12 protein-coding genes and 1 tRNA gene are annotated in these 12932 nt (G+C 70.9%); 5 read left to right on the plus strand and 8 right to left on the minus strand.

What is annotated here, in order from left to right; translation table 11 throughout:
* Positions 1-79: 79 nt before the first annotated feature.
* Positions 80-958, minus strand: coding sequence for a fructosamine kinase family protein (locus tag G447_RS0100405; RefSeq protein WP_026429621.1), 879 nt, complete (start codon positions 956-958; stop codon positions 80-82).
* A gap of 94 nt (positions 959-1052) precedes the next feature.
* The gene (locus tag G447_RS0100410; protein WP_026429622.1) at positions 1053-3071 is read right to left on the minus strand and encodes a GmrSD restriction endonuclease domain-containing protein; all 2019 of its coding nucleotides are present in this window, start codon (positions 3069-3071) and stop codon (positions 1053-1055) included.
* 228 nt (positions 3072-3299) lie between these two features.
* Here G447_RS0100410 and G447_RS0100415 point away from each other — a divergent pair, with 228 nt between their 5' ends.
* On the plus strand, positions 3300-3764 hold the full coding sequence (locus G447_RS0100415) for a hypothetical protein (protein ID WP_026429623.1): 465 nt from the start codon (positions 3300-3302) through the stop codon (positions 3762-3764).
* Complete coding sequence (locus G447_RS0100420) at positions 3757-4062, plus strand: transcriptional regulator (protein ID WP_026429624.1); 306 nt, start codon at positions 3757-3759, stop codon at positions 4060-4062. The genes G447_RS0100415 and G447_RS0100420 overlap by 8 nt, the downstream gene beginning before the upstream one ends.
* 140 nt (positions 4063-4202) lie before the next feature.
* Here the strand turns inward: G447_RS0100420 and G447_RS0100425 are convergent, their stop codons facing one another.
* Positions 4203-5708 (minus strand): MFS transporter, encoded by a 1506-nt coding sequence (locus tag G447_RS0100425; RefSeq protein WP_026429625.1) that lies wholly within the window; start codon positions 5706-5708, stop codon positions 4203-4205.
* A gap of 71 nt (positions 5709-5779) precedes the next feature.
* Between G447_RS0100425 and G447_RS10740 the strand changes: the two genes are divergently transcribed.
* On the plus strand, positions 5780-6520 hold the full coding sequence (locus G447_RS10740) for a TetR/AcrR family transcriptional regulator (RefSeq protein WP_081697813.1): 741 nt from the start codon (positions 5780-5782) through the stop codon (positions 6518-6520).
* A 310-nt stretch (positions 6521-6830) separates the two neighbouring features.
* Here G447_RS10740 and G447_RS0100435 read toward each other — a convergent pair.
* The 5 genes from G447_RS0100435 to G447_RS0100455 all read right to left on the minus strand — a co-directional run bounded on the left by G447_RS0100435 (position 6831) and on the right by G447_RS0100455 (position 11450).
* Positions 6831-6906 (minus strand) — tRNA-Ala (locus G447_RS0100435).
* Between the two features lie 267 nt (positions 6907-7173).
* Positions 7174-8193, minus strand: a complete 1020-nt coding sequence (locus G447_RS12435) for a hypothetical protein (protein WP_207382524.1) — start codon at positions 8191-8193, stop codon at positions 7174-7176.
* Between the two features lie 410 nt (positions 8194-8603).
* A complete protein-coding gene (locus tag G447_RS0100445; protein ID WP_026429627.1) occupies positions 8604-9296 on the minus strand; it encodes a GNAT family N-acetyltransferase in 693 nt (230 codons plus the stop codon).
* Complete coding sequence (locus G447_RS0100450; protein ID WP_005867098.1) at positions 9296-10522, minus strand: molybdopterin molybdotransferase MoeA; 1227 nt, start codon at positions 10520-10522, stop codon at positions 9296-9298. Before G447_RS0100450 ends, G447_RS0100445 begins: the two co-directional genes overlap by 1 nt.
* Positions 10523-10526: 4 nt before the next feature.
* Complete coding sequence (locus G447_RS0100455; protein WP_005867103.1) at positions 10527-11450, minus strand: UTP--glucose-1-phosphate uridylyltransferase; 924 nt, start codon at positions 11448-11450, stop codon at positions 10527-10529.
* A gap of 19 nt (positions 11451-11469) precedes the next feature.
* Here G447_RS0100455 and G447_RS10745 point away from each other — a divergent pair, with 19 nt between their 5' ends.
* Both G447_RS10745 and mscL read left to right on the plus strand, forming a co-directional pair.
* A complete protein-coding gene (locus G447_RS10745; RefSeq protein WP_026429628.1) occupies positions 11470-12102 on the plus strand; it encodes a 5-formyltetrahydrofolate cyclo-ligase in 633 nt (210 codons plus the stop codon).
* A gap of 224 nt (positions 12103-12326) precedes the next feature.
* Positions 12327-12734 (plus strand): large conductance mechanosensitive channel protein MscL, encoded by a 408-nt coding sequence (gene mscL / locus G447_RS0100465; RefSeq protein WP_026429629.1) that lies wholly within the window; start codon positions 12327-12329, stop codon positions 12732-12734.
* Positions 12735-12932: the final 198 nt, after the last annotated feature.

The raw sequence follows: 12932 nt of genomic DNA on the forward strand, positions 1-12932 counted from the left end.
GCGCAGTGGCGCGCCAGTGCGCAAGGGCGACCGCAACCGCGCGAGCGCCCCCTGCGCGCGACCGGCCCCGTCCGACCACCTACGCGTAGCGGCGGGCGACAGCCGTGGCCTCGGGCACGTAGGAGCGTCCGAAGAGGAAGCAGTGGACCATGATGATGTGCATCTGGTGGAGGCCCGTGCGCTCGCGCCACCCGTCGGCCAGGGGGGACGCCTCGTGGTACGCGGCTGTGATGCGCTCCAGGTGCGGGCAGCCGAAGACGGCGAGGGCGGCCAGGTCCTCCTCGGCGTGGCCCCCCTGGGCGGCGGGGTCGATGAGCACCGCGCCGTCGGGCGTCCACATGACGTTCCCGCTCCACAGGTCCCCGTGGGTGCGGGCCGCGCCGACCTGCCCGGACGCGACGGCAGCCTCGGCGACCAGGCGGGGCTGGTCGTGGTTGAGCGCCCCCGATTCCAAGCGCCCGCACAAGCGCTCGATGAGGGCGCGCTCCGCCGCCGTGAAGGCGGGCGCCCCCAGGTAGGGCGCGATGCGCTCGCGCGCGTAGAAGCTCCCCCACGATGCGGTGGGCGCCGGGGAGTCCGCGCCTTCGGGGATGCTCCCCCGTCCTGTTGCCGACGCCTTCCCCGCGGCCGGTCCGCTCCGCGGCGCGGGTTCTGGGCGCGCGGGCAGGGTCAGGGGGGCCTGGCCCATCCACCCATCGCCACTGTGCCCGGGCGGCGGGGCGCCGAGGTGGGCAGCGCCCGCGGCGTGGGTGCGGGCGAGCGCCCTGCCGAACTCCTCCGCGGCCCCCGCGGTGGGCGCGGCGGCACGCAGTCGCGGCTCCTCCAGCCAAGTGGGGCCGTGGGCGAGGACGGGCACGACCGGCGCCCCCGACGGCCCGGCTGCAGCCAGCCAGGCGAGCCCCGCCACCTCGTAGGCGATCCTGCCGGGGCGGCTGTCCGTTTTCCTGAAGGCGCTCACCCGGGCACTCCCTCGTGTTCGGCCGCCCCCGATCGGGAGCCGGCGGGCGCCCCGCAGTCCCCCGCCGCCGTGGCGGGCCTTTCCGCGCCGCCCCTCATTTGCTGAAGCGGCGGCGGTAGGTGTCCCACAGCTCCCGCATTTTCTTGCCGTCCGATTCGCGGACGAACACGTCGAAGGCGGCCGCCGAGGTGCCGGTCAGCGCGCGGACGGCGGCCGACGGCGAGGCCACCGAGGTCCCGTCGGAGAGCTCGAGCCTGCCCGAGTCGGTCACGGTGACTGAGTACTCGTCACCGATATTGGGACGGCGCCACACGAACACGTCCCCGGGGGCGATGATCCCCGAGTCCACCACGTCAGCCAGGCGCACCAGCTTGGTGCGGCCTCCGGACTTCCCCTCCATGTTGCGGCCCAGCTCCTCCTCGGTCATCCGCGTCAAGTCGACATGGTCGGAGTCGCGGCGGATGTCCCAGTAGTCGGCGACGAGTTCCACGAGCCTGCCGTGGCGCTCCTGGAGTGCCCGGTCGTCCAGGGTGTCGGCCCCGGGGAACGAGGCGACGACCGTTTTCCCGATCCCCCTCGTGCTCCGCAACTTGTCGTTGATGGCGGACCAGTTGCCCGCCGTCCTCACGTCGCGGGGCTTCATGGCGCTCAGCGCGAGTCCGCCCAGGCGCATCGACCACGCCTCGAGCGGCGTCTTCGGGTCGATGCCGTCGATGGGGGCGGGCGGCAGCGCTTGGATGGCCGTGGTCGCGCGGGGGAGGGTGGGGATCCTCCCGTCGAGCGCCATGAGGGCGCGGTAGAGCAGGATCTTCCCGTCGGCCTTCTTCGTCAGGGAGGACTTGAGGCGGGCGACCACGCGCAGGCGCACGTCGTCGCCGACGGAGAAGATGCGGTCGGCGTGCTCCACGGGGCGCACGTCGTCGTCGAGGGCCCTCATCGCCCGCACGAGCCGCTTCTCGCGTTTGCCTGGCGAAACCTTGGCCATGTAGTTGGCGCCGTACATGCGCTCCAGGCGTTTGAGCAGGTCCGCTTTGCCCTCCTGCGGCACGTCGAGGCGCAGGACGCTCATCGCCGCGGGCTTCCAGTCGGAGGCCGGGTACTGGCGGAGCAGTTCGAGCCACACGCCCCCGGGCATGGTGGCCTCCGTGGCCGAGGCGATCTCCCGGTACGCCCTGGCCGCGGGGACCAGCAGGTCGTCGATGAACTCCTTGCCGGTGTGCTCGCGCAAGTAGGGGGACAGCACCTTCGCCTCGAACTCGTCAATGAGGGCCCTGCTGGCGAAGTCGTGCGTGTAGAGGACCAGCAGGTGCGAGAAGAACTGGTCCGCGCTGTCGGGGCTGGCCTCGTCGAGGGTACGGTCCCACAGGTCGCCGTAGGAGTCTCGGCTGGAGGGGCTGACGGCGGCCAGGACCCTCGCTTTGAAGATGTCGGCGGCCGTCAGCGAGACCCCCCGGGTGTTGAGGACTCCGAAGATCCTGTGGGCGCTCTGGTAGGTGTCGGTCTTGACCTTGACGATGGACACGCGCTCGCTGAGGAACTGGAGGAAGGACCAGAGGTTGTCCTCGTTGATCACGTCCTCGAGCGCGTCGAGGATCACGAGGGTGTTGGCGTGCATGTTGCGCTGGCCCTTGGTGGCCAGGGCGGTGGGATCGCAGTCCCGCAGGGAGTCGAGGTCCCCGTCGATGATGTAGTCCTCGAAGAAGTCGACGTCGCGGTTGCGCATCTTCAGGCGGGGGCGCTCCTCCAGGCCCCTGATGAGCCTTCGTGGGATCTTGAGGAGCTCCGTGATCTCGCCGCGCTGGGTCTCGTCGAGGATGAGGTAGCGGATGACGGCGAGCAGGAGGCATATGGTGGTGAGCCTCTGCTGGCCGTCGATGATGTCCTCGTCGATAGAGCCCGGGGAGGAGACGACGACGATGGATCCCAGGAAGTAGTCCTCCTCACCCTCGCGGTGCCACGCCTCCAGGAGGTCCGCCATGAGGGTCTCGACCTGCTCCGACTCCCACACGTAGGGCCGCTGGAAGTCCGGGATGCGGTACTGGCGGTCCCCACTGAGCAGGCCGTGCTCGCCCAGCTTGCCGCCAATCGTCGTCTGCTCAACCTCGATCGACACTGCTGCGTCCTCCTGTGTTCCGCGCTCCCGCCGGGCCAACGGGAGCTGTGCTCGCATGGGGCGCCGTGGCCCCGCTCCCATAGTAGGGCGAACCGCAGCGGCGGCGCACCCCCCTCCGACGGGCGGGATCCAGCAGCCGACAGGAACCACTAAGTGACCAGTGCCATATGCCGCACAGCGAACCAAATTACTTTTCCATCATGGAAACTTTCGTATATGCTTTCCATTATGGAAACACACTTCGAGGGCGGTCGGGACGAGGCCGCAGAAATGCTCACCGCACTGTCAGCGGACCGCCAGAGGCTCGCACAACAGGTCACCGTGCCGTGGACGCTGATGGCGGCGTTCGGCGCACTGGGCGCCTGGTGGGTCGGCTCGGCCGCTTCCACCGCGCCCGGAGCGCACTACGAACCGCCACTGTCAGGCTGGATGGCGCTCGTCGGCGTTCTGGTCGTCGTCCACCTGGTGCAGCGCGAGACGGGGATCCGCTTCCGGTCGCTCGGGGCGCGCGCGAATTGGATGGTCGCGGCGATCGTGATGACCTGCCTCGTGCTGTTCAGCGTCTCGCTGGGCCTCGTGTCGCTCCAGCTCCCGTGGGCCGTCGTCGCGACCAGCCTCGCAGCCTTCGCCATCACGACCTGCCTGTCCGGCCTCGCCCTGCGCAGCGCCGTGGAGAGAGCGCGCCGTGGCTGAGGCGCGCTTCGACGAGCTCGTCCACGCGCCGCTGCGCCTGCGCATCTGCGGACTGCTGCGCCACGTCGCCGGCCTGAGCTTCGCGCGCCTGCGCGATTCCCTCGAGGTCTCGGACGCCACCTTGTCCAAGCACGTCAAAGCACTCGCTGGCGCCGGTTACCTCGAATCGCGCAAGAGCGCGTCCCCGACGCGCGACGACTCACGGCGCATCATGTGGCTCTCGCTGACCGAGGAGGGGCGGAGGGCCTTCGACGGCCACGTGCGCGCCCTCAAGGAGATCGTGGGCCCCGGGTCGTGAGCGCCCCGGCGCGAACGGCCCCTACCCGCTAAGGCCCGCCCATCCGCGCGGCAAGACCCGGCACCGTTGAGCCCCTTCCCTCCGGCCGGGTACCACCCCCGCGCAGCAGCCGACCACGCGCGCAGTGGCCGGGCCGCCCTTCACTCCGACGAGTCCAGGAGCTCCCACGCCGTCCAGATGATGTCGATGACGTACGCAGTCGTCCAGACGCGCATTCCGACTTGCACCGCAGGAGCCAGTTCGACGCCCAGAACATTGGGCAGGGCCCAGACCACCAGTCGGGCGGCTCCGAATATTCCGGTGCGCCAGAGGAACTCACTGAGGATCGTTGTACGGGATTTGGGCCGAGTGCGCCCCCCACCGCCCGCGGCCGGAGCGCCCCCGTCGGGCTCGGCACTGGTCGGCCCCAGCTGTTCCGACGACCGATCAGGGCGACTGCGCCTTGGCCGGGGCGCGGGACGGTCCGCGACGCCGAGGCGTCCCAGCGCGAGGGGCACCAGGAGCCCGCCCGAGGCGATGACGGCCGCGCAGACGACGCAGGCCAGCATCCAGCTCCCCTTCCCGTACAGGAAGCCCGCCGCAGCGGAGCCGGCGAACTGGCCGACCAGGCACGCGGCCTCGTACATGCCCAGCCCCCTGCCAAGGCGCTCCGGGCCAACGGACTCGGTGATCGCGGACTGCTGCACCGGGACCACCAGGGACCAAGCAGTCGCTGAGAGCACCCACGCCGCGCCGATCCACAGGGGACTGGGGGCCAAGGCGAGGGCGAGGGCGAAGACCGCGCTCAACGCCGATCCGAGCGCCAGTGCCCGTCGGCGCCCGAGCGCGACGACCAGGCGGTGCAGGTACGGGGGGAGCGCACTCATCATGACGGCGCCGGGCAGGAACACGTACGCGATCTGGGTGATCTCGAGCTCGAAGCCGCGCTGCAGGTGGAGTATCAGCAGCAGGCCGATCGCCGATTCCGCGCTCATCGTCACCGCGACGGCCACGAGCATGGGGCGCAGAGACACCGCGGCCTCCCGGCGCTCTTCGCGCACGGGCGCGGCGGCGGGAGAGGACGCGCTCATCCGGGCACCCCCTTCGCGGCGCCCGGACAGCAGGTTCCACGAGGCCAGGACGCAGCACGCGGCGACCCCCGCGAACACCCACTGGTATCCGACGACGGGCACTAGGACGACCGCTGGGACGAGGACGATCCAACCTCCCGCCTCCTCCGCGGCCATCAATTCGGCGAACGCCCCCGAGTCCACGCGGAGCCGTTCCCCCACGATGGCGCGGATGCCGATCCACACGAACGCCCCGGCCGCACCGGTGACAAGCGCAGCGCATGCCGCCAGCAGCAGGCTGGTCGATAGGGCGTAGAGCCCGCATCCGACCGCCCACGCCGCCGCGCCGACACCGGCCACAGTCGAGCGGTCCGCCCGGTCGACCACCGCTGCGGCGACAGGGCGCGCCAGGAAGGCGACGAGCTGCTCGACGGCGACCAGCACTCCCGTCTGCCCCGGGGAGAGCCCGAGGTGCGCGCCCGCGAACAGGGGCAAGACGAAGTCGACGACTTGCTCGGCGCCGCTGGCCAGGGCTGCGCTGTCGAGGACCCTGCGGCCCCAGCTCTTCTCCCCCAACGGAACCGCATTCGAAGGCATGTGTCCCCCACCTTTTGATAGCACGACTGTGTTACCAAATTATGGTAGCACAGTCACGATACGATAAGCGCATGCCCAAACTCATCAACCACGGTAGGCGCCGCGAGGAGATTGCCGAAGCGACATGGCGGGTGATCCACTCCTCGGGCATATCGGGCGTCTCCATCCGCACAGTCGCAGCGGAAGCAGGGCTCTCAACCGGCTCCATCCGGCACGTGTTCCCCAGCAGGGCCGACCTGATCACGCACGCGATGGAACTGGTGGGACTGCGCGCGTGGGATCGGATCTCCCGCCATTTCGAAGAAGCCGATCCGCGCGCCCGCGCCACACGGGTGATCCACGAGCTGCTGCCCCTCGACCCCGAGCGGCGCATCGAGATGGAGGCGAACATCGCACTGATCGCCGAGGCCCCGGCTAGCGACCAAGTGCGGGAAGCCCGCGACGCTTCCTACGCCGCCGTCAGGTTCGCATGCCGACGAGTGGTTGAGAACCTGCGCGGCGCCGCCCCCGCGCCCCCGGGCACCGACCTCGACAAGGACGCCTCGGCCCTGCACGCCCTCGTGGACGGACTGGCCCTCCACCTGCTCATCAACCCCGATCCGAAGTTCCGCGAGAACGCCCTTCGCGCGCTCGAGGACGCCCTTGACGCCCTGTGCGAACACCCCCTGCCGACGCCCGAACACGAGCGGATCGCCGCCCCACCGCCCCAGACCCGCCGACACGAGAGAGTTGACGGGGCCGCCGGAGCGGTTCGCGGAACACGACTCAGGAACAACACTGGCCCTTCGCGCTCGAAGGGGGCCTCCTGCTGAGCGCGAGAACCCGGTCCCCAGTCAGAGGCACTCGCCGCACAGGAGGAGCCCGACCACTGCCACAACCAGTCCCAGATGCCCGGCACGGTGAGCACCGCGACGATGAACGCGATGATCGACGTGGCGAACGCAGCGGCAAGGGCCCTATCGCGCCTCCCCCTCGCTGCGAGCACTCCCCCGCACGAGCACCCTATCGCGCGGCCGAGCACGCCTGCGATGCGCAACCCCACCCCGGAAAGCAGGAACTCCCCCGGCGCGCCGAGGGAGTCCGATCAGTATTCACTTCGAGACCGGGCCCGGAAGACCCTGGTGGTGGAGCTAGGGGGATTCGAACCCCCGACCTTCTCATTGCGAACGAGACGCGCTACCAACTGCGCCATAGCCCCAAGGACGGAGATAAGCATAGCATCTCCGCCCACTGAGCGCGAACCGGGAGGGCGGGGCCCGTCCTGCCAAGCCTGCCGACCATGGGGAGGATCTGGGCGTCGCGCAGGAGCAGCAGACCGCACCACCAGTGGGATGGGGCGGACTCTCCCAGCCGCGTCGTGGCGGGGCATCCCACCAATCCACGAAGATGGTGGACAGACACTGCCGCCCCGGGGCCGCGCGAGTTGCGCGCCCGGGGCGGCTTCGTCAGTCAGCAGTCCCCCGCATCACTGGGCGCGCTTGGCGTCCAGGACGGCGTCAAGGTTGAGGGCGACAGCCTGGTCGGCGACGACCTCCTCGGTGGAGCGCTTGCCGCCCTCGTAGGTGGCGGCAACGGGGCGCGCGGGCACGGATGCAGCAACCTTCGGGATGCCGCGCAGGTCCGTGTCGGCGTGGACCATGCGGCCCGAGATGCGCTCGCGCATCACATAGGTGGGCGCGGGAACGGGGACGACCGTCCACGTGCGCGACTGGGCGAGGGAGCGCGCGGCGCGCGCGGTCTCCTCCTCGGAGACTGGCACGACCTCCGCGGCATCGACGTCCGTGTTGAAGACGAGGCCGGGGGAGTCCCCACCGGCGGCCCCGGATCCGGCGGTGGGACCCTCCGCGTCGGACCCGCTGGGAAGTACGGTGCCAGCCGCCCCGGCGGCGGACGCCGCTTCGGACCCGGTGTCCGCCTCGTCAACCAAGGAGGGACGGGCGGAGGAACGCCCGGAGGCGGGCGGATACGAGGGCGGCGCGGCGTCGCGGGCACGGGGGGAGTCAGACTCCGCCCTGGCCCCGGAGGCGTGCTGGGCGCCGACCTTGGGAGCGCCCGGATCGGAGGACCGGCGCCGTTCCCCATCGCCAACGGCGCCCGACGCCCGCACGCCGGAAGAGGCCCTGCGCAGGGCGCGCGCGAAAGCGGAACCACTGGACGCCCCCTCGGCCTCGGCGGTGGGGGACGAGGCACGGGGAGCACCCCCGCGCAGCTCGCGCAGCAGTTCGACCTCGCGCTCGTTCTCGCGCTGGGAGCGGATGGCGGCGAAGCGGGAGGCGCCCAGGGAGGCCGCCAGCGCGACACCGGGAACGGCCGCCCACGCCCACGCCAGGCCAGCGGCCCACACTCCGACGCCGAGGAGGACGGTAGCCAGTGCGAACACGGCGGAAGCGACCATCCGGCGCTTGGCGGCGGCCGCCTCGCTGGCCAGGCGGGCGGCCCGCTTGGCGCGCAGCCGCGCGATGTCGCGGACCGCGCGCGGACTCACGCGCTCAGTCGACCGGGGCGCTGCGCCGGTGCGTTCCATGGTGCCTCCACCTCGTCCTGTTTCCTTCGAGGGCGCCAGCAGCGGGCCGGTAGCCCGCCCGCGCGGCTCGTTCTTTTCCTCGGGGGCCCGGATCATCCTCAGCCCCGGCGAGAACCGGTCGAGTTCACGGGACTGGGTTATCGCGCTCCGGCGTGCGACCAGCGCCGGCACAGCCGCCACCAGGACGACGCACACCGCTGCGAAAACAAGTCCACCGATCTCCACTCCTCCAAAGGTAGGCAAATCGGCTGGCCACGCGCGCGGCGGGCGGGCGCGTGTCGAGGATTGGACCCCACTTAACTTTTCGGATAATTGACAAACGCCACATTCACAACACATGCATCCCGTGCATCATTCATGAATGTGAGCGATCACTCATCAATCCCTTTGCCCCACTTGGCGACCACCAGCCCCCCCTCGGGCAGGGACTCCCGGTCGATGGAGAAGGCGACGTGGTCCGCCCACTTCCCCGCGATGTGCATGAAACGCCTGCGCAGGCCCTCCTCGTGCAGGCCCAGGCGCCTGCACAGCGCCAACGAGCGCTCGTTCTCAGGCCGAACGCACACCTCGACCCTGTGCAGGCCCAGTTCCCCGATGGCCAAATCGATCACCATCGCGGCGACCAGGGCGCCCAGGCCCCGCCCCGACCACGACGAGGCGAGCCAGTAGCCCAACATCCCCTGGCTCATCGCCCCGCGCTGCACATTCGACAGGGAGTACTGGCCGGCCACCTTCCCATCCGCCTCGACCACCAGCATCAGGGTGCGCCCCTCGCGCTGCTCGCGGTCGATGCGGTTGCAGTACTCGGCGATGGCGGGGACGGGCTCGTCCGCCTCCGGCGGCATCGTCGCCTCCCACGGCGCCAGCCACTCGCGGTCCCCCCGCCTCACGGCGTCGATGCGCAGGTGGTCGCGGCCCAGCGCCGGGCGCACCACCAGCTCGCGGGGATCCCCCGTGCGAGCCGAGGGGGAGGCGGGCCCCATGAACCCCCTCCCCACGGGGTCGGGCACCCTCAGCGCCAGGCGCGCCGGACTGCCCCCCCACACTCTGCGCAGCAGGGGCATCAGTCCAGGACCAGGCACTGCAGGCGGTCGCCCGCACGGACGTTCGTCACTTCCTCGGGAACGACCGCGAGGGCGTTCGACTCCGCCAGGGCCGACAGCAGCAGGGCGGTCGGCGAGCCCATGACTTTCGCCTGGTAGCCCGAGCGGGGGTCCCCCGCCAAGCGGACGCGCACGAACTCGCGCCTGCCCTTGGGCGAGTACCACGTGCGGTCCACGGCGGCGCGCACGACCGGGCGGTTCAGCGACTTCCACCCCTGCATGTGGCGCAGGGCCGGGCGGACGAACACCTCGAAGCACACCTGGGCCGACACCGGGTCGCCCGGCAGGCAGAAGATCGGCGTCGCCGCTCCCCCGTCCTCGCCGCCGACGGTGCCGACCCCCAGGATGTGGCCCGGCCACGCCGCCACATTGTCGAAGCGCACAGTCCCCAGGGAACCGAGCACCTCGCGCACCGTGTCGCCGCTGCCATAGGAGATGCCGCCCGTCGTGAGCACGAGGTCGGCGCGCACCAGCTGGTCCTCGATCGTCTCGCGGAGCTTCGCCCTCTCGTCGGGAACAGCCGCGACACGGAAGGTCTGCGCGCCCGCGTCCGTGATCGCGGTGGACAGTGCGTGCCCGTTGGCGTCGAAGACGGTGCCGGGGCGCGCCTTGCGGCCGGGCTCCACCAGTTCGTCCCCGATGGACAGGACCACGACGCGCGGACGCGGGTGTACGAGCAGCCGCGAGCGCCCCACCCCTGCCAGCAGCGCCACCTGCCGGGCGCCCACACGGGCGCCGGAGCGCAGGACGATCTGCCCCTCGGCCACGTCCTCGGCGCAACGGCGGATGTTCTCGCCCACGGCGGGCGCGGAGCGCACGCCCACCTCGGCGACGCCGTGGTCCGTGAACTCCAGGTCCACGACGGCGTCGGCGCCCGCCGGAACGGGCGCGCCCGACGCGATGCGGATCGCAGTGCCCGGCACCAGGGCCGCGGGGTCGACGACGCCCGCGCGGATCTCCTCCGTGACGGGCAGGGAGACGGGCGCGTCCAGAGCCGCACGCGAGCAGTCCGAGGCGCGGACCGCGTACCCGTCGCAGGCGGCCAGGTCGGCCACGGGCAGGTTGAAGGGGGCGTGGACGTCCTCGGCGAGCACGCAGGACACGGCGTCCGCCAGTTGGACATCCAGGGGCGGCTGCTGGTCGACCGCTGCGATGCAGTCCTGGTAGAAGTCGGCGACACTGCGCATGGGCTCAGTCCCCGACCTTGGTCTTGAGGAACTCCTTGAGGGCGGGGCCGAGCGCCGGATCCTCGAGCGCGAGGGCGACATTGGCCTCCAGGTAGCCCAGCTTGTCGCCGGTGTCGAAGCGCCGCTCGTCAATGACGACGCCGTACAGGCCGCCGCCCTGCTCGGCGGGCAGGTCGATCATGCGCGCGTAGCCGTCGGTGAGCTGGTACTCGCCGCCGGCACCGGGCTCGATCTCCTCCAGCGCGGTGAAGACGGCGGGGTCCAGCACGTAGCGGCCGACGACCGCGTACTCGGACTTGACCTCCTCGAGCGGGGGCTTCTCGGTGACGGCGGTGATGCGCATGAGGCTGCCCTCGGCCAGGTCCACGCCCTCGGGGATGGGGAGCGGCTCGACGGCGGTGGAGGCGTAGGCGGTGGCCTGCTCGGGGGTGACCCGCAGCAGGGCGACGACGGTACCGCCCAGCGCCTGGCGCACCTGGATCATCTTCGACAGGAGCGTCGAGCCCGGCTCCATGAGGTCGTCGGGCAGAAGCACCGCGCAGGGCGCGTCGCCCACGTGCTGCTTCGCCTGGGCGATGGCGTGGCCCAGGCCCAGGGGGTGGCCCTGGCGGACCGAGTGGACGCGGGCGTACTGCTTGTACTCGTTGACGGAGTCGAGCGCGTCCCGTTTTCCGGCCCTGGCCAGGTCGGCCTCCAGGCCCGGCTCGGCGTCGAAGTAGTCCTCAATGGACTGTTTGCCCGCGCGTGTGACGAAGAGGATGTCCTCAATGCCTGCGTCAGTGGCCTCCCTCACGATGTACTCGATGGAGGGCCTGTCGACGACTGGCAGCATCTCCTTGGGAACGGACTTCGTGATCGGCAGGAAACGGGTTCCCCGCCCGGCCGAAGGGACAACTGCGTGGATTACGGTCTGTTTTTTGTCTGCCATACCCGCTAGAGTAGCGAATATGGGGGCAAAAGTGGATACGATCACAGCTAAGCAGGAACTTCGGAGCCAGATCCGGGCGACCCGGCTCACGCGGAGGCGCACCGGCGCTGACATCCCGGGCAGCCTGGAGACTGAGCGCGCCGGAATGGTGCGCTCGTTCGACGAGGCGTGGGCGCGCCTGGGCGGGCCGCGCCTGCCCGCCCTCTTCCTCCCGCTGCCGACCGAGCCGGACCTGACGTGGGTCGTCGAGGCGGTGCCCGAGTGCCTGCTGCCCGTCGTCACGATCGCGGGCGTGCCCATTGAGGATCCCGAGTGGGGGCTGCACCGCGCGGGCGAGGCGCTGGCCGCCCCCTCGCAGTGGCGCCCGACCGATGGCAGCAACCCGCGCCGGCTCGCCGGGCCCGAGGGGATAGCGAGGGCCGATGTCGTCGTCATCCCCGCGCTGGCCGTCGACGAGTCGGGCACGCGCCTCGGGCAGGGGGGCGGATGGTACGACCGCACCCTGCCCCACCGCCGCGACGGCGTGCCCGTCCTGGCGTGCGTCTTCGACGACGAGGTGCGCGAGGCCGACACCCTGCCCCGCGAGGCCCACGACGTGCGCGTGGACGGCGTGATCACGCCGTCCACGTTCCGCCTCTTCGACCCCGTATAAGGGCTCGAACGCGTATATCACCTGGTCACAATGTGAGGAAGATACCTTCGGTCCACCTTTCCCCGGCTCGAAAGTCCTTATACGCTCATTGGTGGTTCTTGAGTCCTCCGTCGGTGGCCTCAGGGGCCCGTAACGCCCGCGGGCGCCGCACTCCCGGCGAGCGCCCGCCGCGGCCATCCCGCCCCGGCGGCCCCCGCCGCCCGAACACGACTAGGAGTTTCCCAATGATCAAGGGCTTCAAGGACTTCATCTCCCGCGGCAACGTCGTCGACCTGGCCGTCGGCGTCGTCATCGGCGCCGCCTTCGGAAAGATCGTCGACGCGCTCGTCGACGGCATCATCAACCCCCTCATCGCCGGAATGATCGGCAAGCCCGATTTCTCCGACGTCCTGGCCTTCACCATCGGCAATTCCACGGTGAAGCCCGGCCTCCTCATCACCGCCGTCGTCAACTTCCTGCTCATGGCCTTCGCCATCTACCTGTGCATCGTCGTGCCGATGAACAAGCTCGCCGAGCTGCGCACCGCGAAGGAGAAGGCGGACAAGGACGCGGCCCCCAAGGTCTCCGACGAAGTCCAGCTGCTCACCGAGATCCGCGACGCCCTCAAGTCCTCCGGTTCCACCACCGTGTGAGCCGACATTCTCCCGTAGGAGGCGCGCGGGGCCAGCCGAAGGGCTGGCCCCGCGCGCTATCGCATCCGGTGCCCGGCCGCTGCCTGCGGGAACTGGGAGTGCCGGGGGCCCGGGCGCACTCCCACGGCCCCAGCGACTGCCGCAGCTACGGGCCCCACTCCCACGGCCCCAGCGGGGGACGCGGGAAACAGGAGCGCG

Source organism: Schaalia georgiae DSM 6843 (assembly GCF_000429245.1).
Lineage (GTDB): Bacteria > Actinomycetota > Actinomycetes > Actinomycetales > Actinomycetaceae > Pauljensenia > Pauljensenia georgiae.